27 protein-coding genes and 1 pseudogene are annotated in these 25,209 nt (G+C 73.3%); 20 read left to right on the forward strand and 8 right to left on the reverse strand.

The window, feature by feature from the left end:
* Window positions 1–80: 80 nt before the first annotated feature.
* Genes ybaK through ACFYM0_RS34210 form a run of 3 tightly spaced genes read right to left on the reverse strand, consistent with a single transcriptional unit; the run spans window position 81 to window position 2,948 of the window.
* Window positions 81–569, reverse strand: coding sequence for a Cys-tRNA(Pro) deacylase (ybaK, locus tag ACFYM0_RS34200; protein WP_388508498.1), 489 nt, complete (start codon window positions 567–569; stop codon window positions 81–83).
* Between the two features lie 14 nt (window positions 570–583).
* Complete coding sequence (locus tag ACFYM0_RS34205; protein ID WP_327252279.1) at window positions 584–1,321, reverse strand: LON peptidase substrate-binding domain-containing protein; 738 nt, start codon at window positions 1,319–1,321, stop codon at window positions 584–586.
* A 34-nt stretch (window positions 1,322–1,355) separates the two neighbouring features.
* Entirely contained in the window at window positions 1,356–2,948 is a 1,593-nt protein-coding gene (locus ACFYM0_RS34210) for an oxidoreductase (protein ID WP_388508501.1), read from the reverse strand.
* A gap of 183 nt (window positions 2,949–3,131) precedes the next feature.
* Between ACFYM0_RS34210 and hisD the strand changes: the two genes are divergently transcribed.
* Genes hisD through ACFYM0_RS34255 form a run of 9 tightly spaced genes read left to right on the forward strand, consistent with a single transcriptional unit; the run spans window position 3,132 to window position 10,177 of the window.
* Window positions 3,132–4,454 (forward strand): histidinol dehydrogenase, encoded by a 1,323-nt coding sequence (gene hisD / locus ACFYM0_RS34215; protein ID WP_388508504.1) that lies wholly within the window; start codon window positions 3,132–3,134, stop codon window positions 4,452–4,454.
* Window positions 4,451–5,602 carry a histidinol-phosphate transaminase gene (locus tag ACFYM0_RS34220; RefSeq protein WP_388508507.1) on the forward strand — a complete coding sequence of 384 codons (1,152 nt, stop codon included), beginning with the start codon at window positions 4,451–4,453 and terminating at the stop codon, window positions 5,600–5,602. Before hisD ends, ACFYM0_RS34220 begins: the two co-directional genes overlap by 4 nt.
* A complete protein-coding gene (gene hisB, locus ACFYM0_RS34225; RefSeq protein ID WP_267800852.1) occupies window positions 5,599–6,192 on the forward strand; it encodes an imidazoleglycerol-phosphate dehydratase HisB in 594 nt (197 codons plus the stop codon). The genes ACFYM0_RS34220 and hisB overlap by 4 nt, the downstream gene beginning before the upstream one ends.
* Window position 6,193: 1 nt before the next feature.
* Complete coding sequence (locus ACFYM0_RS34230) at window positions 6,194–6,361, forward strand: hypothetical protein (RefSeq protein ID WP_388508510.1); 168 nt, start codon at window positions 6,194–6,196, stop codon at window positions 6,359–6,361.
* Between the two features lie 5 nt (window positions 6,362–6,366).
* Window positions 6,367–7,008 carry an imidazole glycerol phosphate synthase subunit HisH gene (hisH, locus tag ACFYM0_RS34235; protein ID WP_388508598.1) on the forward strand — a complete coding sequence of 214 codons (642 nt, stop codon included), beginning with the start codon at window positions 6,367–6,369 and terminating at the stop codon, window positions 7,006–7,008.
* Entirely contained in the window at window positions 7,008–7,742 is a 735-nt protein-coding gene (gene priA / locus ACFYM0_RS34240) for a bifunctional 1-(5-phosphoribosyl)-5-((5-phosphoribosylamino)methylideneamino)imidazole-4-carboxamide isomerase/phosphoribosylanthranilate isomerase PriA (protein WP_243330271.1), read from the forward strand. Before hisH ends, priA begins: the two co-directional genes overlap by 1 nt.
* Window positions 7,739–8,167 (forward strand): RidA family protein, encoded by a 429-nt coding sequence (locus ACFYM0_RS34245; protein WP_388508513.1) that lies wholly within the window; start codon window positions 7,739–7,741, stop codon window positions 8,165–8,167. The genes priA and ACFYM0_RS34245 overlap by 4 nt, the downstream gene beginning before the upstream one ends.
* Complete coding sequence (gene hisF, locus ACFYM0_RS34250) at window positions 8,164–8,919, forward strand: imidazole glycerol phosphate synthase subunit HisF (protein ID WP_266909499.1); 756 nt, start codon at window positions 8,164–8,166, stop codon at window positions 8,917–8,919. Before ACFYM0_RS34245 ends, hisF begins: the two co-directional genes overlap by 4 nt.
* A 28-nt stretch (window positions 8,920–8,947) precedes the next feature.
* Window positions 8,948–10,177 (forward strand): MFS transporter, encoded by a 1,230-nt coding sequence (locus ACFYM0_RS34255; protein ID WP_388508516.1) that lies wholly within the window; start codon window positions 8,948–8,950, stop codon window positions 10,175–10,177.
* 103 nt (window positions 10,178–10,280) lie between these two features.
* Here the strand turns inward: ACFYM0_RS34255 and ACFYM0_RS34260 are convergent, their stop codons facing one another.
* Window positions 10,281–10,913, reverse strand: a complete 633-nt coding sequence (locus ACFYM0_RS34260) for a TIGR03085 family metal-binding protein (RefSeq protein WP_388508519.1) — start codon at window positions 10,911–10,913, stop codon at window positions 10,281–10,283.
* A gap of 84 nt (window positions 10,914–10,997) precedes the next feature.
* On the opposite strand from ACFYM0_RS34260, the gene hisI reads away from it, so the two are divergent.
* The 11 genes and pseudogenes from hisI (at window position 10,998) to lgt (ending at window position 20,280) form a co-directional block, all read left to right on the forward strand.
* Window positions 10,998–11,387 carry a phosphoribosyl-AMP cyclohydrolase gene (gene hisI, locus ACFYM0_RS34265; protein WP_250743796.1) on the forward strand — a complete coding sequence of 130 codons (390 nt, stop codon included), beginning with the start codon at window positions 10,998–11,000 and terminating at the stop codon, window positions 11,385–11,387.
* A 31-nt stretch (window positions 11,388–11,418) separates the two neighbouring features.
* The gene (locus ACFYM0_RS34270; RefSeq protein WP_388508522.1) at window positions 11,419–12,909 is read left to right on the forward strand and encodes an anthranilate synthase component I; all 1,491 of its coding nucleotides are present in this window, start codon (window positions 11,419–11,421) and stop codon (window positions 12,907–12,909) included.
* Between the two features lie 14 nt (window positions 12,910–12,923).
* Window positions 12,924–13,598 (forward strand): TIGR02234 family membrane protein, encoded by a 675-nt coding sequence (locus ACFYM0_RS34275; RefSeq protein WP_388508524.1) that lies wholly within the window; start codon window positions 12,924–12,926, stop codon window positions 13,596–13,598.
* 171 nt (window positions 13,599–13,769) lie between these two features.
* On the forward strand, window positions 13,770–14,021 hold the full coding sequence (locus ACFYM0_RS34280) for an HGxxPAAW family protein (RefSeq protein WP_388508527.1): 252 nt from the start codon (window positions 13,770–13,772) through the stop codon (window positions 14,019–14,021).
* A 62-nt stretch (window positions 14,022–14,083) separates the two neighbouring features.
* Window positions 14,084–14,554, forward strand: coding sequence for a DUF2752 domain-containing protein (locus ACFYM0_RS34285; RefSeq protein WP_388508530.1), 471 nt, complete (start codon window positions 14,084–14,086; stop codon window positions 14,552–14,554).
* A gap of 162 nt (window positions 14,555–14,716) precedes the next feature.
* Entirely contained in the window at window positions 14,717–15,526 is an 810-nt protein-coding gene (gene trpC, locus ACFYM0_RS34290) for an indole-3-glycerol phosphate synthase TrpC (RefSeq protein WP_243330285.1), read from the forward strand.
* A 9-nt stretch (window positions 15,527–15,535) separates the two neighbouring features.
* The gene (gene trpM, locus ACFYM0_RS34295) at window positions 15,536–15,745 is read left to right on the forward strand and encodes a tryptophan biosynthesis modulator TrpM (RefSeq protein WP_327252264.1); all 210 of its coding nucleotides are present in this window, start codon (window positions 15,536–15,538) and stop codon (window positions 15,743–15,745) included.
* Between the two features lie 193 nt (window positions 15,746–15,938).
* Complete coding sequence (gene trpB / locus ACFYM0_RS34300; RefSeq protein WP_388508533.1) at window positions 15,939–17,195, forward strand: tryptophan synthase subunit beta; 1,257 nt, start codon at window positions 15,939–15,941, stop codon at window positions 17,193–17,195.
* Window positions 17,192–18,004, forward strand: a complete 813-nt coding sequence (trpA, locus tag ACFYM0_RS34305; RefSeq protein ID WP_388508536.1) for a tryptophan synthase subunit alpha — start codon at window positions 17,192–17,194, stop codon at window positions 18,002–18,004. The genes trpB and trpA overlap by 4 nt, the downstream gene beginning before the upstream one ends.
* Window positions 18,005–18,126: 122 nt before the next feature.
* Window positions 18,127–18,912, forward strand: a pseudogene (locus ACFYM0_RS34310) (DsbA family protein); the annotation flags it as partial.
* 354 nt (window positions 18,913–19,266) lie between these two features.
* The gene (gene lgt, locus ACFYM0_RS34315) at window positions 19,267–20,280 is read left to right on the forward strand and encodes a prolipoprotein diacylglyceryl transferase (RefSeq protein ID WP_388508539.1); all 1,014 of its coding nucleotides are present in this window, start codon (window positions 19,267–19,269) and stop codon (window positions 20,278–20,280) included.
* A 71-nt stretch (window positions 20,281–20,351) separates the two neighbouring features.
* Here lgt and ACFYM0_RS34320 read toward each other — a convergent pair whose 3' ends face one another.
* The 4 genes from ACFYM0_RS34320 to ACFYM0_RS34335 form a co-directional block, all read right to left on the reverse strand.
* Entirely contained in the window at window positions 20,352–21,173 is an 822-nt protein-coding gene (locus ACFYM0_RS34320) for an HpcH/HpaI aldolase/citrate lyase family protein (protein ID WP_388508541.1), read from the reverse strand.
* Complete coding sequence (locus ACFYM0_RS34325) at window positions 21,170–22,345, reverse strand: CaiB/BaiF CoA transferase family protein (protein WP_388508601.1); 1,176 nt, start codon at window positions 22,343–22,345, stop codon at window positions 21,170–21,172. The genes ACFYM0_RS34320 and ACFYM0_RS34325 overlap by 4 nt, the downstream gene beginning before the upstream one ends.
* A gap of 86 nt (window positions 22,346–22,431) precedes the next feature.
* The gene (gene rbsK, locus ACFYM0_RS34330) at window positions 22,432–23,337 is read right to left on the reverse strand and encodes a ribokinase (RefSeq protein ID WP_388508544.1); all 906 of its coding nucleotides are present in this window, start codon (window positions 23,335–23,337) and stop codon (window positions 22,432–22,434) included.
* The gene (locus ACFYM0_RS34335; protein WP_388508603.1) at window positions 23,334–24,863 is read right to left on the reverse strand and encodes an ADP-ribosylglycohydrolase family protein; all 1,530 of its coding nucleotides are present in this window, start codon (window positions 24,861–24,863) and stop codon (window positions 23,334–23,336) included. The genes rbsK and ACFYM0_RS34335 overlap by 4 nt, the downstream gene beginning before the upstream one ends.
* Between the last annotated feature and the right edge of the window lie 346 nt (window positions 24,864–25,209).

Below are 25,209 nucleotides of genomic sequence, written 5' to 3' on the forward strand. Positions count from 1 at the left end.
CCTCAAACGCCGGACGGGCTGAAAAGATCGCCTCAAACGCCGGCGGGGCCGGATATGTCCAGCCCCGCCGGCGTTTGACGTCACCCGCGGGCGACCGGGGACAGGGTGGCCGAGGTCAGGTCCGCCAGGGTGGCCGGGGCGAGCTCGACCTCCAGTCCGCGGCGGCCCGCCGAGACGCAGATCGTGGGGAACCCCGAGGCCGAGGCGTCCAGGACCGTGCGGAGGCGCTTGCGCTGGCCCAGGGGGGAGATGCCGCCCAGTACGTACCCCGTGGTGCGCTCCGCCAGCGCCGGGTCGGCCATCGATGCGCGCTTGCCGCCCACCGCGGAGGCCAGGGCCTTCAGATCGAGGCTGCCCGAGACCGGGACCACCGCGACCACCAGCGAGCCGTCCACGTCCGCCAGCAGCGTCTTGAAGACCTGCGCGGGGGAGACCCCGAGGGCCTGGGCGGCCTCCTCGCCGTAGGACGGGTGGGCCGGGTCGTGCTCGTAGGCGTGCACGGTGAAATCGGCGCCGGCCGCCGTCAGCGCCACGATCGCCGGGGTGCCCGCGGGCTTCTTCTTCGCCATGGATGCGCCGTCCGTCAGTTGGGGCTCGTCGGGGCGCGGGTGAGGTCCACGGCCGGGAGCGAGGGCAGGTGGCGGATGACGGCCGTCTCGGTGCGCAGCAGCTTCAGCTCCTCCGCGAGGCGGGTCGCCGTGTCCGGGGCCTGGAGCAGGCGCTGCTTCGCCGGGATGTCCAGCACCGCGGCCGCTGCCACCAGGTACGAGACCACCGAGGGCTCGTCGGGGAGGTCCATGCCGGTCAGGGACCGTTCGCGGGCCCCCGCCAGCCGCTTCTGGTACGCGCGGAACGCCCGCAGCACGCCTTCCGCCAGCGCGCCCGCGCCCTCGCCCGCGTCCTCCGGGAGCTCCTCGAGCTCCGCCACGAGGAAGGGGCCGGAGGCGTCGACCGACAGCAGCCGGACCCGGACCGTGCCGGTGGCCATGACCTCGAAGCTGCCGTCCTCCCGCTCCCGGATGGAGGCCGCGTCCGCGATGCAGCCCACCCGGTGGAAGGCCTGGACCGGGTCCGCGCCGAAACCGGCGGCCGGCCCGCGCTCGGGCACGGCCGTCTGGTCCGGCAGGCCGGGCGCGGTCGGGGCGACTTCCCGGCCGTCGCGGATCGCGACGACCGCGAAACGGCGGGGTTCGTCCTCTCCCGCCTTCAGCAGCTCGCGCATCATGGCGCGATAACGCTCCTCGAAGATGTTCAGCGGGAGGACGAGTCCCGGGAACAGCACCGAGTTCAGCGGGAAGAGGGGCAGGCGAACGGTGGTCACGAGGCACAGGGTAGTGGCCGCGGCCCCGGGGCCGTCACCCCCGCCTCAGCACGCGGGAGGCGCCCGCCGCGACCGTCGTGGCCAGGATCCAGCCCAGGATGACCAGGGCCGCGCTGCCCCACTGCCAGCCGCCCCGCAGGATCCACTGGTCCTGCTGGCCCAGGTCGATCACCGGGAGCAGCAGGTCCAGGGCGAACAGCACCGGGTTCCAGTCCGGGTGCTCCTCCGCCTTGAGCGGCGGCGGCTCGCCGTGCACCGTGAAGAGCACGGCCCCGGCCGCCCACAGCACGGCCATCCACAGCGCCGCCCGCCCCGGCCGGTAGCCGTAGACCACCGTCCAGTCCTGGAGGTACCCCCACGCGCGCAGCGCCGGCGGCAGCGTCGTGCGCCGGCGCCGCTGCTTGGCCAGCAGCACCGCGCGGGCGTCCGCATCCTCCCCGGAGGCCCGCAGGACGGCGGCGAGCCGCTCGTACGGTTCCGGGGAGTACTCGGGGGTGGCCGCCTCGACCCACTCCAGCCGGCGGGCCGTCGGGAAGAGGCCCCGGGGCGCGAGGTTCTCGTAGGCGAAGCCCTCGATGGACAGCCGGCCCGGGCGGGCCGGCCAGCTCGTGGCCGTGTCCACGAGCTTGACCACCTGCGAGCCCGACAGCACCACCCGCCCCCGCTCCGGCCGCTCGCCGACGAACCGCAGCTCCGGGGTGTGGATGCGGCGCAGCGAGACCTCCTGGTCCTCCGTGAGGGTGAACCGGGCCCCGTAGAAGTCCACGGCGTCCCCGAAGCGGCCGTCGTCCAGCCGCAGGCCGCCCCGGCACTCGAACTGCCGCGCGGGCTCGCCCCGCAGCGGGGTGTAGCCCTGCCCGTAGGCGGGAGTGGAGGAGCCGGAGTCGTCCAGGGCGATGGAGGTCAGGTAGAGGGTGCGCTCGACGGTGAGCTGCGGGGCGTTCAGCGCCCGCTTCCCGGCCGGATTGCTCAGGCGGGCCCCGCGCAGGCTCATCGACACGCCGACCTTGGCGCCGCGCAGGCTCACCTCCCCGTAGGTCTGGAGCAGCTCGCCCTGGAAGTCCTGCGCCACCGACATCCCGTCGGCGGCCAGGGCCCGGCCCTTGACGTCGCGCTGCACCACCGCCTCGCTGATCAGCAGATCGGTGCCGATCTGCGCGTCGGTCAGCCGGATCCCGCGCGCCACCCGGCAGCGCGGCAGGTGCAGGTCGCCCTCCGTCTGCAGACGGGCCGCCTCCAGCCGGGGTATCGCGCAGTTGACCAGGCGCAGCGTGCCGAAACGGGTCTCCGAGAGCTGGACCTCCCCGTCGAAGCGGCAGGACTGCAGCTCGACGTACGGGGCGACCGTGCCCCCGGAGAGGTCGAGGCGGCCGGTGATCCGCACGCCCCGCAGCTTCAGCGAGGCCACCCGGCCCGGCACCGGGCCCGGCCCGTGGAGCAGCAGCAGCGCCACCACCGCCGCGCGGACGCTGCGCTCGGGGCCCCAGACCCGGTCGGCGTGCGGATCGTCCCGTTCGGCGGTGCGGGTGCTGAGATCGCAGACGCTGCCGGTCCGGTACGCGGCCCACATGAGCCGTTCGGGGCCGGTGAGATCGGACGGTTCCCCGTCCGGGCGTGCTTCGGCCATGGCGGCCCCCCTCCGCTCGTCCGCGCGGACGAGCGCCGCGCGGCCCCTCCCGCTTGTGCGCGCGGACGAGCCGCGCGTCCCTGCACGCTAGAGGGCCGCTGTGACATCGGGAAACGTCCGTGGCCTGTATCAGCCAGTGATACGGACGAACAGTGCCGCGAGGCGGTCTGAGAGAATTGCCAGGTGATCTCTCGTATCGACCTGCGCGGCGACACCCTCCCCGAGGGTGGCGCCCTGCGCGATCTGCTGCCCCGTGCCGAGTTCGACGTAGAAGCCGCCCTGGAGAAGGTGCGGCCCATCTGCGAGGACGTCCACCATCGTGGATCGGCGGCGCTGATCGAGTACGCGCGGAAGTTCGACGGGGTCGAGCTCGAGCAGGTCAGGGTGCCCGTCGAGGCGCTCAAGACCGCTCTCGACCAGCTCGACCCGGCCGTCCGCGCCGCCCTGGAGGAGTCGATCCGGCGCGCCCGGATCGTCCACCGCAGCCAGCGCCGGTCCGAGCACGTCACCCAGGTGGTCCCCGGCGGCACCGTGACCGAGAAGTGGGTTCCGGTGGAGCGCGTGGGGCTGTACGCCCCGGGCGGCCGCTCGGTGTACCCGTCCTCCGTCGTCATGAACGTCGTCCCGGCCCAGGAGGCGGGCGTCGAGTCCATCGCGCTCGCGTCCCCGCCGCAGAAGGAGTTCGGCGGACTGCCGCACCCGACGATCCTCGCCGCGTGCGCGCTGCTCGGCGTCGACGAGGTGTACGCGGTCGGAGGGGCCCAGGCCGTCGCGATGTTCGCGTACGGGACCGAGGAGTGCGCCCCGGCGAACATGGTGACCGGCCCCGGCAACATCTGGGTCGCCGCCGCCAAGCGCTACTTCACCGGAAAGATCGGCATCGACACCGAGGCCGGCCCGACCGAGATCGCGGTCCTCGCGGACTCCACGGCCGACCCGGTGCACGTCGCCGCCGACCTGATCAGCCAGGCCGAGCACGACCCGCTGGCCGCCGCCGTCCTCGTCACGGACTCCGCGGAGCTCGCGGCCGCCGTCGAGAAGGAGCTGGAGCCGCAGGTCGCGGCCACCAAGCACGTCGAGGACCGGATCAAGCCCGCCCTGGCCGGCCGCCAGTCCGCGATCGTGCTGGTCGACAGCCTGGAGGACGGCCTCAAGGTCGTCGACGCGTACGGTGCCGAGCACCTGGAGATCCAGACCGCCGACGCGGCCGCCTGGGCCGCCCGCGTGCGCAACGCCGGCGCGATCTTCGTCGGGCCGTGGTCCCCGGTCTCCCTGGGCGACTACTGCGCCGGCTCCAACCACGTGCTGCCCACCGGCGGCTGCGCCTGCCACTCCTCGGGCCTGTCCGTGCAGTCCTTCCTGCGCGGCATCCACATCGTCGACTACACGCGCGACGCCCTCGCCGAGGTCACCCACCACGTGGTGACCCTGGCCGAGGCCGAGGACCTGCCCGCGCACGGCGCGGCTCTCAAGGCACGTTTCGGGTGGAAGGTTCCGCAGGCATGACCGGCCCCACCGACAGCACCGGCGCCCCGGACACCGCGGTCGTCATCGGCATCGACGACCTCCCCATCCGGGACGAGCTCCGCGGCAAGACCCCGTACGGCGCCCCGCAGCTGGACGTGCCCGTCCAGCTCAACACCAACGAGAACCCGTACGGGCTGCCCGAGGAACTCGTCGCGCGCATCGCCGAGCGGGTCGCCGAGGCTGCCCGCACCCTCAACCGGTACCCCGACCGGGACGCCGTCGAGCTGCGCAACGAGCTGGCCGCCTACCTCACCCGCACCGGCAAGCACCCGGTCGCGCGGGAGAACGTATGGGCCGCCAACGGGTCCAACGAGGTCCTCCAGCAGCTGCTGCAGACCTTCGGCGGGCCCGGCCGCACCGCGATTGGCTTCGAGCCCTCGTACTCGATGCACGCGCTGATCGCGCGCGGCACCGGCACGGAGTGGATCTCGGGTCCCCGCAACGAGGACTTCACCATCGACGTGGAGGCCGCCGAGCAGGCGATCGCCGCGCACCGACCCAACGTCGTCTTCATCACCTCGCCCAACAACCCCACGGGCACCGCGGTCGGGGCGGAGACGGTCCTGGCCCTCTACGAGGCCGCGCAGGCGGCCGGGCCCAGCCTGGTCATCGTGGACGAGGCCTACGTGGAGTTCAGCCACCGGGACTCGCTGCTGCCGCTGATCGAGGGCCGCCCGAACATGGTGGTCTCCCGGACCATGTCCAAGGCCTTCGGCGCCGCGGGCCTGCGCCTGGGCTACCTGGCCGCGCACCCGGCCGTGGTCGACGCCGTACAGCTCGTACGCCTGCCGTACCACCTGTCGGCCGTCACCCAGGCGACCGCGCTGGCCGCCCTGGAATTCACCGACACCCTGCTCGGCTACGTCGAGCAGCTCAAGGCCGAGCGCGACCGCCTGGTCACCGAGCTGCGGGGGATCGGCTTCGAGGTCACCGACTCCGACTCGAACTTCGTACAGTTCGGCCGGTTCGGGAACTCCCACACCGCCTGGCGCAAGATCCTCGACCAGGGCGTCCTGGTCCGGGACAACGGCGTACCGGGATGGCTGCGGGTCACCGCGGGCACCCCGGCCGAGAACGACGCGTTCCTGGAAGCGGTTCGCGCACTGAAGAAGGAGCAGCACGCATGAGCCGCATCGGACGGGTCGAACGGACCACGAAGGAGACCTCGGTCGTCGTCGAGATAAACCTCGACGGCACCGGCAAGGTCGACGTCTCGACGGGCGTGGGCTTCTACGACCACATGCTCGACCAGCTCGGCCGCCACGGCCTCTTCGACCTCACGGTCAAGACCGAGGGCGACCTGCACATCGACAGCCACCACACCATCGAGGACAGCGCGCTCGCGCTCGGCGCCGCCTTCAAGCAGGCCCTCGGCGACAAGGTCGGCATCTACCGCTTCGGCAACTGCACCGTGCCGCTCGACGAGTCCCTCGCCCAGGTGACCGTCGACCTGTCGGGCCGCCCGTACCTCGTGCACACCGAGCCCGAGAACATGGCGCCGATGATCGGCTCGTACGACACGACGATGACCCGGCACATCTTCGAGTCCTTCGTCGCGCAGGCCCAGATCGCCCTGCACATCCACGTGCCGTACGGCCGCAACGCCCACCACATCGTGGAGTGCCAGTTCAAGGCGCTGGCCCGGGCCCTGCGCTACGCCGCCGAGTTCGACCCGCGCGCCGCCGGGATCCTGCCCTCCACGAAGGGCGCCCTCTAGCGTGAACGGGCTCAACTCCATCCTGATCTTCCTCGGCCTGTTCCTGGCCGGTGGCGCCTATTCCTTCAAGAAGCAGAAGATCTCCACGTCCGTCGTCGTCCTGCTCGCCCTTGGCTCCGTGATGTGCCTCATCGCCGGAGTGCTGCGGATCCAGGGAATTTGGGAGTGAGCGCTTTGACCCCCACCAAGAAGGTCGTCGTCTTCGACTACGGCTTCGGCAACGTCCGCTCCGCCGAGCGCGCCCTCGCGCGCGCCGGCGCGGACGTGGAGATCACCCGCGACTACGACAAGGCCATGGACGCCGACGGACTCCTCGTCCCCGGTGTCGGCGCCTTCTCCGCCTGCATGCAGGGGCTCAAGGACGCGCGCGGCGACTGGATCATCGGCCGCCGGCTCTCCGGCGGCCGCCCGGTCATGGGGATCTGCGTCGGCATGCAGATCCTCTTCGAGCGCGGCATCGAGCACGGCGTGGAGACCGAGGGACTGGACGAGTGGCCCGGCACGGTCGGCCCGCTCCAGGCCCCGATCGTCCCCCACATGGGCTGGAACACCGTGGACGCGCCGTCCGACAGCCAGGCCTTCGCCGGCCTGGACGAGGACGCCCGCTTCTACTTCGTGCACTCCTACGCGGCCCACGACTGGTCGCTGGAAGTCACCAACCCGCTGATCAAGGCCCCCAAGGTCACCTGGGCCACGCACGGCGAGCGGTTCGTCGCGGCGGTGGAGAACGGGGCCCTGTGGGCCACCCAGTTCCACCCCGAGAAGTCCGGGGACGCCGGCGCCCAGCTCCTCACCAACTGGATCGAGACCCTGTGATGACGACGTCGAAGAAGCTCGAACTGCTCCCCGCCGTCGACGTCCGCGACGGCCAGGCCGTCCGCCTCGTGCACGGCGTCTCCGGCAGCGAGACCTCCTACGGCTCCCCGCTCCAGGCCGCCCTCGCCTGGCAGGCCTCCGGCGCCGAGTGGCTCCACCTGGTCGACCTCGACGCCGCCTTCGGCACCGGTGACAACCGCGCGCTCGTCGCCGAGATCACCGGGGCCATGGACATCAAGGTCGAGCTGTCGGGCGGCATCCGCGACGACGCCACGCTCGCCGCGGCCCTCGCCACCGGCTGCACCCGCGTCAACCTCGGCACCGCCGCCCTGGAGACCCCCGAGTGGGCCGCCAAGGCCATCGCCGAGCACGGCGACAAGATCGCCGTCGGCCTCGACGTACGCGGCACCACCCTCAAGGGCCGCGGCTGGACCAGCGAGGGCGGGGACCTCTACGAGACCCTCGCGCGCCTGGACTCCGAGGGCTGCGCCCGGTACGTCGTCACCGACATCGGCAAGGACGGCACCCTCACCGGCCCCAACCTGGAGCTGCTGAAGAACGTCTGCGCCGCCACCGACCGGCCCGTCGTCGCCTCCGGCGGCATCTCCTCCCTCGACGACCTGCGCGCACTGGCCGGGCTCGTCGGGGCCGGCGTCGAGGGCGCCATCGTAGGCAAGGCCCTGTACGCCAAGGCGTTCACGCTCGAAGAAGCCCTGAAGGTGGTCTCCGCATGAGTTCCGACAACGGTTCCGCGAACAGTTCCGCGAACAGTTCCGACGTCCGGCGCATCTCTTCGGGCGGAGCCTACGAGGACGTGCTCGGCTACTCCCGCGCCGTCCAGCTCCCCAACGGGCTGGTCCTGGTCTCCGGCTGCACCGGGGCCGACGCGGGCGGCCCGTACGACCAGACGAAGAAGGCCTTCAGCGTGGCCTTCAAGGCGCTGGAGCAGGCCGGACTCGGCCCCGAGCACGTGGTCCGCACCCGTCTCTACCTCACGCACGCCCGCGACGTGGACGAGGTCGGCCGGGCCCACAGCGAGCTCTTCGACAAGATCCGCCCCGCCTCGACTCTGATCATCGTCAACGGGTTCGTGGACCCGAGCATGGTCGTCGAGGTGGAGGTCGAGGCCTTCGGCCCCGTCGCGGGAGGCTCGGCATGACCCTCGCCGTACGGGTGATCCCCTGCCTGGACGTGGACAACGGCCGCGTGGTCAAGGGCGTCAACTTCCAGAACCTGCGCGACGCCGGCGACCCCGTCGAGATGGCCAAGCTCTACGACGCCGAAGGCGCCGACGAGCTGACCTTCCTCGACATCACCGCGTCCTCCGGGAACCGGGAGACCACCTACGACGTGGTGCGCCGCACCGCCGAACAGGTCTTCATCCCGCTGACCGTGGGCGGCGGCGTCCGCACCGCCGACGACGTCGACAAGCTCCTGCGGGCCGGCGCCGACAAGGTCGGCGTGAACACCGCCGCCATCGCCCGGCCCGAGCTCATCCAGGAGATCGCCGAGCGGTTCGGCCGGCAGGTGCTGGTGCTGTCGGTCGACGCCCGCCGCACCGCCTCCGGTTCCTTCGAGGTCACCACCCACGGCGGCCGGCAGAGCGCCGGCATCGACGCCGTCGAGTGGGCGCACCGGGCGGCCGAGCTGGGCGCCGGGGAAATCCTGTTGAACTCGATGGACGCGGACGGTACCAAGGACGGCTACGACACCGAGATGATCGCGGCCGTGCGCAAGCACGTCACGGTCCCGGTGATCGCCTCGGGCGGCGCGGGCAAGCTCGCGCACTTCCCGCCGGCGATCGCGGCGGGCGCCGATGCGGTGCTCGCGGCGTCGGTGTTCCACTTCGGAGACCTGCGCATCGGCCAGGTCAAGGACGCGCTGAGGGAAGCGGGCCACCCGGTCCGCTGAGGTTCGCTTCGCCCGTGGGGGGCTCGCTGTGAACGGGAACGTCTGGCGGGACGGCAACGTCCTGCGCTGGCTGGCCGCCTACGGGGCATCGCTCGTCGGGGACGGGGTCTACTTCCTCGCCCTCGGCTGGGCGGCCGCCCAGACGGCCGGCCCGGCCGAGGTCGGCCTGGTCATGGCGGTCGGCGCGATACCGAGGGCCCTGCTCATGCTGGGCGGCGGGGTGGTCGCCGACCGCTTCGGCCCCCGGCTCGTGGTCATCTCCTCCGACGCGGTGCGGTGCGGTGTCGTCCTGGCCCTGGCGCTCGTCCTCGCCCTCGGCTCCCCGGGCCTGTGGGTCCTGGTGCTCGTCGCGCTGGTCTTCGGCATCGTGGACGCGCTGTTCATGCCGGCCGTCGGCGCGCTGCCGCCGCGGATCGCTGGGCCCGGGCAGCTGGTACGGGTCCAGGGGCTGCGCAGCCTCGCGGAACGCGTCGGGCACACCGCCGGGCCGCCGGTGGCGGGGCTCGCGATGGGGCTGGGCGGGCCGGCTTCGGCCTTCGCGGTGGCCTCGGCACTGTTCGGGGTGTCGCTGGTGCTGCTGGTGGCGGTACGGATCGCCCCGCTGCCGGCGGCGTCGGAGAAGACCCCGGCCTCCCCCTCGGGGGAGAGCCCCTGGAGGCAGCTCCGCTCCGGGCTCGCCTACATCCGGCGGCACGGGCTGATCGGGCCCCTGGTCCTGTCGGGGGCACTGAGCCAGCTCGGCACGTCCGCGCCGATGACGCTGGGGCTGATCCTGGTCTCGGAGGAGCGCGGCTGGGGGCCGGGCGGGGTCGGCTGGATCATCGGTGGGATGGGCCTGGGCGCGGCGTCGAGCGCGCTGGTGCTGACCCTGATCCCGAGGTTTCCGCGGGCCGGGGCGGTCCAGAACCTCACCCTCATCATCGGCTCCGCGGGCATCGGCGGCCTGGTGCTGGCGCCGAGCCTGCCGGTGGCGGTGGGGCTCGCCGTGCTGACGGGGCTGGTCTGCGGAATCTGCGGAGGCCTGGCCATCGCCCTCATCCAGACGGCCACGGACCCCTCGTACCTGGGGCGGGTCAGCTCCGTGATGGCCTTCACGGCGGTCGGCCTGGCCCCGCTGGCCTATCCCGTCTTCGGCTTCGCCGCCGATCTCTGGGGCGTGACCCCGGTGTTCCTGGCGGGGGCGGCGGTGAGCATGGCGGGCGCGGCAGTCGGCACCTCGGCCCCCGCGGTCCGCCGCGCGGAACTCGCCTTCGCCTGAGCGGTCCGCCCCTTCTCGACGAGCCCCTCGCACCGCAGCGGCGCGAAGCCGGTGAGGCCCGCCAGGGCCGCACCGTGCGAGCAGCACGCAAGAAAGGGTGGGGCTACATGCCCAGGCGGGCCACCGTGAGCTTGGCGATGGCTTCCTTCGGGCCGTCCAGTTCCACCGCGGCAGCGTCCTGGCGGCCGAACAGGAACAGGGTCAGTTCGCCCGGTTCACCCGTGACCGTCACCACCGGCGCACCCTTGTGCGCCACCGCCGTCTGGCCGTTCGGGCGGCGCAGGACCAGGCCCACCGGGGAGCGGCGGCCCGTGAGGCGGGCCAGCTTCTCCAGGCGGGACCAGAGGGAGTCGGAGAAGACGGGGTCCAGGACGCGCGGGGACCAGTCCGGCTGGGCTCGGCGGACGTCCTCGGAGTGGACGTAGAACTCCACCGCGTTCGCCAGCTCGTCGATCTGCTTCAGCGAGTAGAGGGACATCTTCGGCGGGCCGGTCCGGATCAACTGGATGAGCTCCTCGTACGGCTTGGCCCCGTACTCCTCCATCGCCTTGTCCAGGCGCGCCTTCAGCGCGTTCAGCAGCAGTCCGCCCGCCGCGTCCGGGCGACGCTCCCGGACCACCACGTGCGCGGCGAGCTCCCGCGTCCGCCAGCCGTCGCACAGCGTCGGCGCCTCCGGGCCGGCCGACTCCAACAGGTCGGCCAGCAGCAGTCGTTCACGCTTCGCATGGGTAGACATGCGGGCCAGCCTACGGCCGGAACCCGCCCCGTGCCTGCCCATCAGGCGGACAGGGATCCTTGATCGTCCCCCCGGCCCGGCACAATGGCTCCCATGAGTACGTCCTCCCTCGATCCCGCCATCGCCGCCCGCCTCAAGCGCTCCGCGGACGGTCTGGTCCCGGCCATCGCCCAGCAGTACGACACCGGTGAGGTGCTCATGCTCGGCTGGATGGACGACGAGGCCCTGCACCGCACCCTGACCACCGGCCGCTGCACGTACTGGTCGCGCAGCCGTCAGGAGTACTGGGTGAAGGGGGACACTTCCGGCCACTTCCAGCACGTGAAGTCCGTCGCGCTCGACTGCGACGCCGACACCGTGCTCGTCAAGGTGGACCAGGTCGGGGCGGCCTGCCACACCGGTGCCCGGACCTGTTTCGATGCCGACGTCCTGCCCCTGGCCGGTCCCTCCGGCCCCACCGCCGAAGCCGAATAGCCGAAGCCGATCATAGGTAAGGTCCCACGCCATGGATCTTGAGACGTTCCGCAAGCTCGCGGCCGACCGCCGCGTCATCCCCGTCAGCCGCAAGCTGCTGGCGGACGGTGACACGCCCGTCGGGCTCTACCGCAAGCTGGCCGCCGAACGCCCCGGGACGTTCCTCCTGGAGTCCGCCGAGAACGGCCGCTCCTGGTCGCGCTACTCCTTCGTCGGCGTCCGCAGCGCCTCCACCCTCACCGTCCGGGACGGCCAGGCCCACTGGATCGGCACCCCGCCCGTCGGCGTCCCGACCTCCGGTGACCCCCTGGAGGCCCTGCGGCAGACCGTGGAGGCCCTGCACACCCCCAGGGACCTGGCCTCCGGCATGCCGCCCTTCACCGGCGGCATGGTCGGCTACCTCGGCTACGACATCGTGCGCCGCCTCGAGCGCATCGGCGAGCACACCGAGGACGACCTGCAGCTGCCCGAGCTGACCATGCTGCTCACCTCCGACCTGGCGGTCCTGGACCACTGGGACGGCACCGTCCAGCTCATCGCCAACGCCATCAACCACAACGACCTGGCCGCGGGCGTGGACGAGGCGTACGCGGACGCGGTGGCCCGCCTCGACACCATGGAGGCGGACCTCGCGCGGCCCGCCCCGTACGTTCCGATGCCGCTGCCGGCCTCCGAGCTGCCGGAGTACTCGGCCCTGTGGGGTGGCGAGAAGTACCAGGCCGCCGTGGAGGACGTGAAGGAGCGGATCCGGGCCGGCGAGGCCTTCCAGGTGGTGCCCTCGCAGCGGTTCGAGACCCCGTGCAGCGCCTCCGCGCTCGACGTGTACCGGGTGCTGCGGGCCACCAACCCCTCCCCGTACATGTACCTCTTCCGCTTCGAGAACGGCTTCGACGTCGTCGGGTCCAGTCCCGAGGCGCTGGTCAAGGTCGAGGACGGGCGGGCCATGGTCCACCCCATCGCCGGCACCCGGCACCGGGGCGCCACCCCGCAGCAGGACAACGAGCTCGCCGACGAGCTGCTGGCCGACCCCAAGGAGCGCGCCGAGCACCTCATGCTCGTCGACCTCGGCCGCAACGACCTCGGCCGGGTCTGCGAGCCCGGTTCGGTGGAGGTCGTCGACTTCATGAGCATCGAGCGGTACTCGCACGTCATGCACATCGTCTCCACCGTCACCGGTCGCGTCGCCGAGGGCAGGACCGCCTTCGACGTGCTCACCGCCTGCTTCCCGGCCGGCACCCTGTCCGGGGCGCCCAAGCCGCGCGCCATGCAGATCATCGAGGAGCTGGAGCCCACCCGCCGCGGGCTCTACGGCGGCTGCGTCGGCTACCTCGACTTCGCCGGGGACTCCGACACCGCCATCGCCATCCGCACCGCGCTGCTGCGCGACGGGAAGGCGTACGTCCAGGCGGGCGCCGGTGTCGTCGCCGACTCGGTGCCCGAGCTGGAGGACGCCGAGTGCCGCAACAAGGCCGCCGCGGTGCTGCGCGCGGTGGCAGCGGCGAACCGCCTCCACGGCGCCTGAGCCCGTAGGGGATAGTGGGGTACGTGAGTGCCGTACCCCCGCCCCGAACCGAACACGCCGATGCCGCCGCCGACCCCGGGCCCCCCTCGGGCCGCGGCGGCCGCCGCAGCGTGGCCGTCGCGCTGCTGTTCGGCGCGCTCGGCGCCACCGTCGTCCTGCTCGCCTCCGGCCGCGTCTGGGCCCGGGGCGTCGCCGCCATCGGCGGCGGCTCGCTGCCGGTGACCGCCGACGGGCGGGCCGTCACCGGCCTGCCCGCCGCCCTGGCCATCGTCGGGCTCGCCGCCCTGGTCGCCGTCTTCGCCGTCCGCGGCAGGAGCCGGCTGCTGGTCTCGGCGCTGCTCGCGCTGAGCGGCCTGGGCGCCGGGGCCGCAGCCCTGGCCAACGCGGACGGCCGGCGCGCCCTGGACGCGCAGGCGGCCCGTACGACGGCCGACACCGCGGCCCACGTGGCCGGCCTGACCCATACGGCGTGGCCCTACGTGACGGCCGTCGGCGGTGCGCTGATCCTGCTGGCCGGACTGCTCGCGCTGCGCTTCGGGAGCAGCTGGCCCACGATGGGCGGCCGCTACGAGCGCGACGGCAGCCCGCGACCCCGCAAGGCGGCCGCGGTGGACCCGGACCGGCCGGAGGACCTGTGGAAGGCTCTGGACCGGGGCGAGGACCCCACCGGCCCGGACCCGGCACCGTGAACCCCGACCCGGCACCGTGAACCCGGCACCGGCACCGTGAAGGCGGAGGCGACCCCGTGAACGAGGTCGCCGCCTGGTACGGGACAATGACCATCGAGCGTTCGGCACAGCACCGTTCGACACAGCACGTGCGGCGTGCGACAGAGCACACCCGAGTACGAGGAGCAACTCATGGCGGGCACTAGCCACGGACACACCCCGGCCGCCTGGACCGGTGTCATCATCGCGGTCATCGGTTTCTGCATCTCCGGCGCCTTCATGGTGCTGGCGAACCCGCTGGGCTTCTACGCGGGGCTCGTCGTCGTCGCCATCGGCGGTGTCGTGGGCATGGCGATGAAGGCCGCGGGCATGGGCGCGCCGAAGGCCGCGCACAACGACCTCGCCGAGGTCATCGCCGCGAACCGCGTCGCGGCCAAGGTCTGACCTGACGGATTCGGTACGCGGGTTTTCGAAAGGCGCGGCCCTGTCGGGCTGCGCCTTTTGTCATGAGCGGAGAGAATCAGCGGGTGGACGCCTCCTCCGGAACGACCGATCTCGCACCGCCTCCCGCGCCCGTTTCCCGGGCCGGCCGGCTGGCGCGTCCGGCGCTCACACTGGCGGCGGCCGCCGCGGCCCTCGCGTACGTGGGGACCGTGGACCCGAACGATCCAGGCCACTATCCGGCCTGCCCGCTGTTCCGCCTGACCGGGGTCCTGTGCCCGGGCTGCGGAGGGCTGCGCAGTGCGCATGCGTTCGCCCACGGCGATCTCGTGACAGCTATCGGGGCAAATGCGATGGCGGTCGCCGGCTACTTCTTCTTCGCCGGCTTCATGGTCCTGTGGCTGGTTCGCGCCTATCGCGGGACACCCACCCCGAGGCTCGTCGTTCGGCCGTTGTACTGGTGGGGGATCGGCGTGGTGGCCCTGGCCTTCTCCGTTGTCCGGAACCTGCCCCTGGGCTCTTTCCTGGCGCCCTGAGGTATAGCTGAAGTAAAGATTCCGGATGTCCATTTAATGGGACGCCGTCAACCGCGTGCGGAGGGCGAGGCGTCCTGCGGATACCATTTGAACTGCTGACCTTGCAGTTGTACGTGTCTGCAAGGCGGCCGACCGTCATCGACCCGGAAGGGGGCCGCTCGCGTGAGTGTGCTCGACGAGATCATCGAAGGGGTCCGCGAAGACCTTGCCGAACGGCAGGCGCGCGTCAGCCTCGACGAGCTCAAGGAGCGTGCCGCCAAGGCGCCCCAGGCCAAGGACGGAGTCGCCGCCCTGCGCGGCGACAGCGTCAAGGTGATCTGCGAGGTCAAGCGCTCCAGCCCCTCCAAGGGCGCGCTGGCCGCCATCGCCGATCCGGCCGGGCTCGCCGCCGACTACGAAGCGGGCGGTGCGGCGGTCATTTCCGTCCTCACCGAGCAGCGTCGTTTCGGTGGCTCGCTGGCCGACCTGGAGGCCGTCCGCGCCCGCGTGGACATCCCGATCCTGCGCAAGGACTTCATCGTCACGGCGTACCAGCTGTGGGAGGCCCGCGCCTACGGCGCCGACCTCGTGCTGCTGATCGTCGCGGCCCTGGAGCAGGAGGCCCTCGTCTCCCTCATCGAGCGGGCCGAGTCCATCGGCCTCACCCCGCTCGTCGAGGTCCACGACGAGGAGGAGGTGGAGCGTGCGGTCGCCGCCGGGGCCAAGATCATCGGCGTCAACGCCCGCAACCTCAAGGACCTCAAGGTCGACCGCTCCACCTTCGAGCGCGTCGTCGGCGAGATCCCGGCCCACATCGTCAAGGTTGCCGAGTCCGGCATCCGCGGGCCGCACGACCTCATCGCCTATGCGAACGAGGGCGCGGACGCCGTCCTCGTCGGGGAGTCCCTGGTGACCGGCCGCGACCCGAAGTCGGCCGTGGCCGACCTCGTCGCCGCCGGAGCCCACCCCGCCCTGCGCCACGGGCGGAGCTGACCCGAACCCATGGCCCAAAACCGCCCCTCCGTCCGCACCCGACCGGGCTCCGGCCTGGCCGCGGTGCCGACGGCGCACGCGCCCCTGGCGCGCGGCTGCCGCCCTCGCGGCTGCCGCGCTCCGGCCCGGCGCGTCCACGGGCGGCGGGTCCGGTACGTGATCGGCTCCGAGCCCGGTCAGGTCAACGGCATGCGATGGCGACCCGGAGCCGCGTCGTAAGGAGAGCTCCCGGATGGTGTACGCCGTACACCGCCCGCCGGGCTCCCCGCACGGACCGTCCCCCGAGCCGCCGGCTCCGGGGCGGACCGCTCCGCACCGCCGTACGTCCACGCCCCAGCGGGGTGTGCGCGTCGCGGGCGGACGGCGCCATACGGTGAAGACATCCGCGTCGCATCCGTAGGAGTACCTGGGCATGTCCAGCGCCAGCAATTTCTTCATCCCGGACCCCGAGGGTCACATCCCCAACGCCGAGGGCTACTTCGGCGACTTCGGTGGCAAGTTCATCCCGGAGGCGCTCGTCGCCGCCGTGGACGAGGTCGCCGTCGAGTACGAGAAGGCCAAGGGCGACCCGGCCTTCGCGGCCGAGCTCAACGACCTGATGGTCAACTACACCGGCCGCCCCAGCTCCCTCACCGAGGTGCCCCGGTTCGCCGAGCACGCCGGCGGCGCGCGGATCTTCCTCAAGCGCGAGGACCTGAACCACACCGGCTCGCACAAGATCAACAACGTGCTGGGCCAGGCGCTGCTCACCAAGCGCATGGGCAAGACCCGCGTCATCGCCGAGACCGGAGCCGGCCAGCACGGCGTGGCCACCGCCACCGCCTGCGCCCTGTTCGGCCTCGAGTGCACCATCTACATGGGCGAGATCGACACCGAGCGCCAGGCCCTGAACGTGGCCCGGATGCGCATCCTGGGCGCCGAGGTCATCGCGGTGAAGTCCGGCTCCCGGACGCTGAAGGACGCCATCAACGAGGCGTTCCGCGACTGGGTCGCCAACGTGGACCGCACCCACTACCTCTTCGGCACCGTCGCGGGCCCCCACCCCTTCCCCGCCATGGTCCGCGACTTCCACCGGGTCATCGGCGTCGAGGCCCGCCGCCAGATCCTGGAGCGCACCGGCCGGCTGCCCGACGCCGTCGCGGCCTGCGTCGGCGGCGGCTCCAACGCCATCGGCCTGTTCCACGCCTTCATCCCGGACGCGGACGTCCGCCTGGTCGGCTTCGAGCCCGCCGGACACGGCGTGGAAACCGGTGAGCACGCGGCCACGCTGACCGCGGGCGAGCCCGGCATCCTGCACGGATCGCGCTCCTACGTCCTGCAGGACGAGGAGGGCCAGATCACCGAGCCGTACTCCATCTCGGCCGGTCTGGACTACCCGGGCATCGGCCCCGAGCACTCCTACCTCAAGGACGCGGGCCGCGCCGAATACCGGGCCGTCACCGACGACCAGGCGATGCAGGCCCTGCGGCTGCTCTCGCGCACCGAGGGCATCATCCCGGCCATCGAGTCCGCGCACGCCCTCGCGGGCGCCCTGGACCTCGGCAGGGAACTCGGCAAGGACGGCCTGCTCGTCGTCAACCTGTCCGGCCGCGGCGACAAGGACATGGACACCGCCGCCCGGTACTTCGACCTGTACGACGCAAACGCCTCCGAGGGGGAGTCCAAGTGAGCGGCACCATCGAACTCCTGTCGGCGACCCTCGCGAAGGCGAAGTCCGAGGACCGCGCGGCCCTCGTCGCCTACCTCCCGGCCGGCTTCCCGACCGTCGACGGTGCGATCGAGGCCGTCAAGGCCGTCATCGCCGGCGGCGCGGACGTGGTCGAGATCGGCCTCCCGCACAGCGACCCGGTCCTGGACGGCGCGATCATCCAGACCGCCGACGACATCGCCCTGCGCGGTGGCGTCAAGATCGCCGACACGCTGCGGACCGTCCGCGAGGCGTACGAGGCGACCGGCGCCCCGATCCTGGTCATGACGTACTGGAACCCCATCGACCGCTACGGCGTGGAGCGGTTCACCGCCGAGCTCGCCGAGGCCGGCGGCGCGGGCTGCATCCTGCCCGACCTGCCGGTCCAGGAGTCCGCGCTGTGGCGCGAGCACGCGGCCAAGCACGGTCTGGCGACCGTCTTCGTCGTGGCTCCCAGCAGCAAGGACGAGCGCCTCGCCACCATCACGGCGGCCGGCTCCGGCTTCGTCTACGCCGCGTCGCTGATGGGCGTCACCGGCACCCGCGAGTCGGTCGGCAACCAGGCGTCCGACCTGGTGCGCCGTACCCGCGCCACCAGCGACCTGCCGGTCTGCGTGGGACTGGGCGTCTCCAACGCCGTCCAGGCCAAGGAGGTCGCCGCCTTCGCCGACGGCGTGATCGTCGGCTCCGCCTTCGTGAAGCTGCTGCTCGACGCGCCGGACCTGCCCGCCGGGCTGGCCGCCGTCAAGGCACTGGCGGGCGAGCTCGCCGAGGGCGTGCGCCGGGGCTGACGGGCGGAGCGTTCGATCGGCCGGCCGGACCCCTGAGCGGGTTCTGTAGCCCGATCGGGTGGAAGTAGGGGCAGGGAGGCACGAGAGTGCCTCCCTGCTTCGTTTGGCCGAACGTGAGCGACATGAACGACGGTGCGAACCGCGATGCGACGAAACGATCGGCCCGCGAGCGACTCCAGGCGGAGCGCGAGAAGCAGAAGGCGAGGGACAAGCGCCGGCGGACCCTCGTCGTGTCGGCGGCGGTGGTCGGTGTGCTCGGGCTGGCGGCCGTCGTCGGCCTGATCGCCGCGAACACCGGCAAGGGCGGGTCCTCCGCCAAGGGCGGCCCGCTGGTGGCCCCGTCCGGGGCCACGGGCAAGGACGCGCTCGCCATCCAGACCGGCAAGGACGGGGCTCCCTCCACGCTGACCGTCTGGGAGGACTTCCGGTGCCCGGCCTGCAAGGCCTTCGAGACCAACTACCGGGACACCGTCCACGACCTCGAGGCCAAGGGCCTCCTCAAGGTCGAGTACCACCTCGTCACCCTGATCGACGGGAACATGGGCGGCACCGGCTCGCTCAAGAGCGCCAACGCGGCCGCCTGCGCACAGGACTCCGGGAAGTTCGCCCCGTACCACGACGTGCTCTTCGACAACCAGCCCGAGGAGACCAACGACGCCTACGGCACCAACGCCAAGCTGCTGGAGCTGGCCGGGAAGGTCGACGGACTCGACACCGCCGCGTTCCGCACGTGCGTCGAGGACGGGACGCACGACAGCTGGGTGAACAAGTCGCAGGAGGCCTTCCGCGCGGGCAAGTTCCGCGGGACCCCGACCGTGCTGCTCGACGGCAAGGACATCTTCGGGGACCAGGCCAACCCGCTCACCCCGCAGAAGCTGAAGGAGAAGGTGGAGACCGCCGGCAAGGGCGGCCCGGGCGCGGTGAAGGGCTCCCCGTCCCCGTCGGCGGCCGGCTCCCCGGCCAAGTCCAAGTCCGGATCCGGGTCCGCGTCGCCGTCCGGGTCCGCGTCCGGCGCGGTGAAGGGCTCCTCCGCCCGCACGGGCACGTCCTCGGGTTCCTCCGCGGGTTCCTCTTCGGGGTCCTCCTCGTCCCCGGCCGCGCGCTCCGCGGGCCGGCCGGCCACGGGCGGTTCGGGCTCCGCCGACGACGCTCCGGACCACGCCGGGATGCCCATGGGGCACTGACGGCCGTCTCGATTCGGCAGCAGCTTGCCGGACGGGTTGCGGTCACCACCGTCCGGCAAGGTAGCGTCGGGTCTTGCCATGAACCTTGCCTTCATTCCCAGTCCGTCGACGGGCGTGCTCCATCTCGGACCGATCCCGCTGCGCGGCTACGCGTTCTGCATCATCATCGGCGTCTTCGTCGCCGTCTGGCTCGGCAACAAGCGCTGGATCGCGCGCGGCGGTAAGCCGGGCACGGTTGCGGACATTGCCGTGTGGGCGGTGCCGTTCGGCCTGGTCGGCGGTCGCCTCTACCACGTGATCACCGACTACCAGCTCTACTTCGGCGAGGGCCGCGACTGGGTCGACGCCTTCAAGATCTGGGAAGGCGGCCTCGGCATCTGGGGCGCCATCGCGCTGGGCGCCGTCGGTGCCTGGATCGGCTGTCGCCGGCGGGGCATCCCGCTGCCGGCCTGGGCCGACGCCCTGGCCCCCGGCATCGCGCTGGCCCAGGCCTGCGGACGCTGGGGCAACTGGTTCAACCAGGAGCTGTACGGCCGCGCCACCGATCTGCCGTGGGCGGTGGAGATCACCGACGGCCCGAACCGGGTCGCCGGGACCTACCACCCGACCTTCCTCTACGAGTCCCTCTGGTGCGTCGGTGTCGCCCTGCTGGTGATCTGGGCCGACCGCCGCTTCACGCTCGGACACGGGCGGGCGTTCGCGCTGTACGTCGCCGCGTACTGCGTGGGGCGCGGCTGGATCGAGTACATGCGGGTCGACGAGGCCCACCACGTCCTCGGCCTGCGCCTCAACGTCTGGACCTCGATCGTCGTCTTCGTGCTCGCCGTCGTCTACCTGGTGCTGTCGGCGAAGCTGCGGCCGGGCCGCGAGGAGGTCGTCGAACCGGACGCGAACACCGTGGCCGGCGCCGAGGGCGCCGACACCGTGGCCGGCGCCGAGGGCGACGGGGCCAAGGCCGATGCCGGGGCCGCGGACGCCGGGGCCGAGCCGGCTGACGCCGCGGACACTGCGGACACTGCGGACACTGCGGATGCCGAAGGCGAAGCCGACGGTGAGGACAAGGCAGGGGCCCCCGGGGCCAAGAAGCTCTGACCGGAGCAACGGTCGAACGGGAGGGGCGCCGCGCACACCGCGCGGCGACCCTCCCGTTTCGCGTGCGCCGGTCAGGAGAGGACCGGTGCGTCCCGGCGGGACAGGGCCACGACCCGTTCCGCGCCCGCCAGCATCGCCGGGTCGACGAAGCGGCCGTCGGGGAGGGCCACCGCGCCCGGGGTGCGGCGGGCCGCGGCCACGATCTCCTCGGCGGCGCTGACCTCCGCGGGCCCGGGCAGGTAGGCCCGCTCGATCACCGGGAGCTGGCGCGGGTGGATCGCCGCGCGCCCCAGGAAGCCGAGGGACCGGCCCCGGGCGCAGGAGGCCGCCAGCGCCTCCAGGTTCCGGATGTCGGGGAACACCGACTGGGCCGGCGGCGCCAGCCCGGCCGCGCGGGCCGCGACCACCACCCGGGAGCGCGGCCAGTCCAGGCCGGACTCCGAGGTGACGCCCAGGTCGGCCCGCAGGTCCGCCTCGCCCAGGGACAGGCCGCGCAGGGCGGGGTGCGCGCGGGCGATCTCGTAGGCCCGTTCCACGCCGATCGCCGATTCCAGCAGGGCGTACAGGGCCACCCCCGCGGTGCGGTCGGCGGTGGCGACGATCTGCTCCGGCGAGGAGATCTTGGGCAGGCGCAGTCCGGCGAGGCCGCCGAGTCCGGCCAGCGCGCTGAGGTCGGCGCCGCCCCAGGGGGAGTCCAGGGCGTTGACGCGGACGTGGACCGGTACCGGGTGCCGGTCGCCGAGCAGTTCGGCGGTGGCGGCGCGGGCGTACTCCTTGCGGGAGGCCGACACCGCGTCCTCCAGGTCCACGATGACGGCGTCGGCCCCGGCGTGCAGGGCCTTGGACACCACTTCCGGGCGGTCGCCGGGTACGTAGAGCCAGGTCAGGATCACAGGGCCCCCTCCGTGCGCAGAGCGGTGATCTCGGCCGGGGAGAGACCGATCTCGGCGAGGACGGCATCGGTGTCCGCGCCGTGCGGGCGGCCCGCCCAGCGGATGGAACCGGGGGTTTCCGAGAGCCGGAAGAGGACGTTCTGCATGCGGATCGGGCCCAGTTCGGGATCCTCGACCTCGGTGATCGTGTCCAGGGCCGCGTACTGCGGATCTTCCATGACGTCCCGTACGTCGTAGACCAGCGCGACCGCGGCCTCGGCCTCCTCGAAGGCGGCCGTCACCTCGTCCGCCTTGTGGCGGGCGATCCAGCCGCCGACCGCCTCGTCGAGGACGTCCGCGTGACCGGCCCGCCCGGAACCCGACGCGAACCACGGCTCGGAGATCAGCTCGGGCCGGCCCACGAGCCGCATCACGCGCTCGGCGATCGACTGGGCGGAGGTGGAGACCGCCAGCCAGCGGCCGTCCAGGCTGCGGTACGTATTGCGGGGGGCGTTGTTGGTGGAACGGTTGCCGGTGCGCGGCTGGACGTAGCCGAGCTGGTCGTACCAGAGCGGGTGCGGCCCGAGGACGGTCAGGATCGGCTCGATGATCGCCAGGTCCACCACCTGCCCGTGCCCGGTGCGGTCGCGTCCGGCGAGAGCCGCCATCACGGCGTACGCGGTGGTCAGCGCGGCGATCGAGTCCGCGAGGCCGAACGGCGGCAGGGTCGGCGGACCCTCCGGCTCCCCGGTGATCGCCGCGAAGCCGCTCATCGCCTCCGCGAGGGTGCCGAAGCCGGGGCGGTGGGCGTACGGGCCCTCCTGGCCGAAGGCCGTCACGCGGGTCAGGATCAGCCGCGGGTTCGCGGCGGACAGCTCGGGCCAGCCCAGACCCCAGCGCTCCAGGGTTCCGGGGCGGAAGTTCTCGATCACCACGTCGGCGGTGGCCACGAGGCGCAGCAGGGTGTCCCGGCCGCCGGGCGTGGACAGATCGAGGGTCATCGTCCGCTTGTTGCGGCCGAGCAGCTTCCACCAGAGGCCGATGCCGTCCTTGGCGGGGCCGTGGCCCCGGGAGGGGTCGGGGCGGGTCGGGTGCTCGACCTTGACGACCTCGGCGCCGAAGTCGCCGAGCAGGGTGGCGGCGAGGGGACCGGCGAAGAGGGTGGCGAGGTCGAGGACGCGGAGTCCGTGCAGGGGCGGGGCGGCGGTGGCGCCGGTGCCGGTTCCGGTTCCGGTCCTGGTTCCGGTTCCGGTCTCGGTGGTGTCCTGGCCGGTGGGGGTCACGAGGCGGCTCCGGAGCGGGCGAAGGTGTCGGTCTGGGAGCGGGTCGGCATCGAGTCCTGGGCGCCGGGGCGCTGCACGGACAGGGCGGCTGCCGCGGAGGCCCAGCTCAGGGCCTCGGGCATCGGCCGGCCCTCGCCCAGGGCCACGGCGAGCGCGCCGACGAAGGTGTCTCCGGCGGCGGTGGTGTCCACGGCCCGTACGCGCGGTGCGGGCACGGCCAGCGGCTCGCGGCCGCGGGCGGTGTACAGCACCCCGGCCGCGCCGAGGGTGACGACCACCTCCGGCACGTCCTGGAGCAGGGCCGCCGCGGCCAGACGGACGTCGGTGAGCCCGGTGAGCGCGGCGGCCTCGTGCTCATTGGGGATCAACAGATCCGTTGCCGCGAGGAGTTCGGCCGGCAGCGGCTGGGCGGGGGCCGGGGTGAGGATGGTCCGGACACCGTGGGCGCGGGCGGCGAGCGCGCCGGCGAGCACGGCCTCCAGGGGCAGTTCGAGCTGGAGGAGCAGGGAGTCGGCGGCGCCGATGCGGGCGGCGTCGCCCGGTTCCAGGGAGGTGACGCGGGCGTTGGCGCCGGGGATGACGATGATGCTGTTGCCGCCCTCGTCGTCCACGGTGATGTGCGCGGTGCCGCTGGCGCCCTCGACGGTGCGCAGGGCCGCCGTCTCGACCCCGGCGCCGGCGAGCGCCGAGCGCAGCCGTACGCCGAACTCGTCTGCCCCGACCGCACCGATCATCACCACCTCCGCGCCCGAACGGGCGGCGGCGACGGCCTGGTTGGCGCCCTTGCCGCCGGGGACGGTGCGGAAGGAGCGGCCGGTGACGGTCTCCCCGAGACGGGGGGCCTTGGCCACGTAGGCGACGAGGTCCATGTTGGTACTGCCGAGCACGGCGATGGCCGTCATGAGCGGGCTGCCTCCTGTGCGGTGAGGTGGGCGAGGGTGTCGAAGCCGATGCCGTCGAAGCCGGGGACGGTGGTGGCGAGGCGGTTCTTCAGCGGGGCGGTCCAGCGGTGCGGGATGGCGTCGGGGGAGCCGGCGATCAGTCCGGCGAGGGCGCCCGCGGTGGCACCGTTGGAGTCGGTGTCCCAGCCGCCGGAGACGGCGCGGCAGACGGAGTGGGTGAAGTCCCCGTCGGCGTGGGTGAGGGCGGCGGCGATCACGGCGGTGTTGGGGACGGAGTGGACCCAGTGGTAGCGGCCGTAGCGGGCGTGGAGCAGGTCGACGACGGTATCGAAGCCGGCGGCGGTGTCCCGCACGTCCGCGGCCGCGCGGATGCCGAAGCGGACGGCCTCGGCGAGGCGGGAACGGGGCGGTACGACGGCCAGGCCGGCCCGGAGCGCGGTGTGCACGTCGGCCCGGCCGGTGGCGGCGGTGGCGGTGGCGGCGGCCACGAACGCGGCGGCGTGGGCGCCGTTGCCGGTGTGGGTGAGGGCGGCGTCCCGGTGGGCCTGGGCCGCGGCGGCGGCCGGGGCGCCCGGGTTGGTCCAGCCGTGGACGTCGGCGCGGATCAGGGCGCCGATCCATTCGCGGAAGGGGTTGTGGTGGGTGGCGGTGGCGGGGGGCTCCAGCCCCTGGAGGAGGTTGCGGTACGCGACCCGCTCGGCCGTGAACGTACGGCCGGCCGGGAGTTCGTCGAGCCAGAGCCGGCCGACGTCGGCGGTGGTGAAGCCCTTGCCGTGGCGCTGCAGAAGGAGCAGGCCGAGGAGGGGGTAGTTGAGGTCGTCGTCCTCGGGGGTGCCGTCGATGTTCTCGGCGAGGGAGGTGGGCGCGGAGCGGCGGTTCCAGGGGTGCGCGGCGAGCACCTCCGGTGGTACGCCGCGCTCGGTGAACCAGTCGCCGAGCGGCCAGTTCCCGGCGGCCCGGGCCAGGGCCCGGATCCCGTGCAGGGGCAGCTTCTCCACGGGCTTCCCGAGCACGCAGCCGACGGCGCGGCCGAGCCAGGCGGCCTCCAGCCTGCGGCGCAGGGCGGGGCCGTCTCCGGCGGCGTCCGCCCGGGGCCCTGCGAAGCGGGCCCGGCCCCCGACTCCGGACCCGGCCTCGGTCCGGGTCCCCGCCCCGCCCCTTCCCGGAGCCAGGGGACGGCCGCTGGACCCCGGGGCGCGGGCGGCCCCGTGACCCGCGGGGTCGGGCCGAGCGGCCGGTTCGGCGGGTGTGGGGAGGGCAGCGAGGGCCGTCAGGAGGTCCGTGGCCAGGGCGCGGAGCTCCGGCGGGGCCGGTGTGGGGGAGGCACCCGCCCGGGCCGGGGCCAGGTGGCCGCCCGCCGCGAGCCAGACCCGCAGCAGCGGCTCCGCGGTCTCCCCGCGGCCGTCCTCGGCGGCTTGCCGGAACTCGTGGCCGACCAGGTCCTCGGGCTGTACCCAGGTCAGCCGGACGGGCCCGCCGGGCCCGGATCCGGGCGGCGGGGCCGTTTTGCCGCCGGAGGCGGGCAGGCCCGGGGGCAAGGGGGCCGGGGGCGTGCCCCCGGTTTCGGGAAGGGGCGGGGTGGGGGAGATCTCGCCCCCGGCCCGGGCCGGGCCGCGGGCCACCGTCCCGGGGGCGGGCGCGGGCGGGGCAGAGCCGGGCGTCCCGGCCCCCGCGGCTCCCTGAGTGCCCGGCGCCGGTGCCGTGGGCGGGGGAGCGGACGCCGGCCGGGCCGCGCGCACGGCCTGGGCCGGGCTCCCGGACGGGGCCGCGGAGGCGGCCCTCGACGGCGGCGGCGGGGCCGCTGAGCCCGCCGGGCCCGCCGGTGCCGGGGAAGCGGGCGTCGCCGGGGGTGCGGGTGTCGGCGGGGTCGGG

Source organism: Streptomyces sp. NPDC006487 (assembly GCF_042870555.1).
Lineage (GTDB): Bacteria > Actinomycetota > Actinomycetes > Streptomycetales > Streptomycetaceae > Streptomyces.

What these genes read in the sequence shown, in the direction of transcription:
- ybaK (WP_388508498.1), bottom strand. Translation starts at nt 569, where the DNA reads ATGGCGAAGAAGAAGCCCGCGGGCACCCCGGCGATCGTGGCGCTGACG.
- ACFYM0_RS34210 (WP_388508501.1), bottom strand. Translation starts at nt 2,948, where the DNA reads ATGGCCGAAGCACGCCCGGACGGGGAACCGTCCGATCTCACCGGCCCC.
- ACFYM0_RS34220 (WP_388508507.1), top strand. Translation starts at nt 4,451, where the DNA reads ATGACCGGCCCCACCGACAGCACCGGCGCCCCGGACACCGCGGTCGTC.
- hisB (WP_267800852.1), top strand. Translation starts at nt 5,599, where the DNA reads ATGAGCCGCATCGGACGGGTCGAACGGACCACGAAGGAGACCTCGGTC.
- priA (WP_243330271.1), top strand. Translation starts at nt 7,008, where the DNA reads ATGACGACGTCGAAGAAGCTCGAACTGCTCCCCGCCGTCGACGTCCGC.
- ACFYM0_RS34245 (WP_388508513.1), top strand. Translation starts at nt 7,739, where the DNA reads ATGAGTTCCGACAACGGTTCCGCGAACAGTTCCGCGAACAGTTCCGAC.
- hisF (WP_266909499.1), top strand. Translation starts at nt 8,164, where the DNA reads ATGACCCTCGCCGTACGGGTGATCCCCTGCCTGGACGTGGACAACGGC.
- ACFYM0_RS34260 (WP_388508519.1), bottom strand. Translation starts at nt 10,913, where the DNA reads ATGTCTACCCATGCGAAGCGTGAACGACTGCTGCTGGCCGACCTGTTG.
- hisI (WP_250743796.1), top strand. Translation starts at nt 10,998, where the DNA reads ATGGCTCCCATGAGTACGTCCTCCCTCGATCCCGCCATCGCCGCCCGC.
- ACFYM0_RS34270 (WP_388508522.1), top strand. Translation starts at nt 11,419, where the DNA reads ATGGATCTTGAGACGTTCCGCAAGCTCGCGGCCGACCGCCGCGTCATC.
- ACFYM0_RS34280 (WP_388508527.1), top strand. Translation starts at nt 13,770, where the DNA reads ATGGCGGGCACTAGCCACGGACACACCCCGGCCGCCTGGACCGGTGTC.
- ACFYM0_RS34285 (WP_388508530.1), top strand. Translation starts at nt 14,084, where the DNA reads ATGAGCGGAGAGAATCAGCGGGTGGACGCCTCCTCCGGAACGACCGAT.
- trpM (WP_327252264.1), top strand. Translation starts at nt 15,536, where the DNA reads ATGGCCCAAAACCGCCCCTCCGTCCGCACCCGACCGGGCTCCGGCCTG.
- trpB (WP_388508533.1), top strand. Translation starts at nt 15,939, where the DNA reads ATGTCCAGCGCCAGCAATTTCTTCATCCCGGACCCCGAGGGTCACATC.
- lgt (WP_388508539.1), top strand. Translation starts at nt 19,267, where the DNA reads ATGAACCTTGCCTTCATTCCCAGTCCGTCGACGGGCGTGCTCCATCTC.
- rbsK (WP_388508544.1), bottom strand. Translation starts at nt 23,337, where the DNA reads ATGACGGCCATCGCCGTGCTCGGCAGTACCAACATGGACCTCGTCGCC.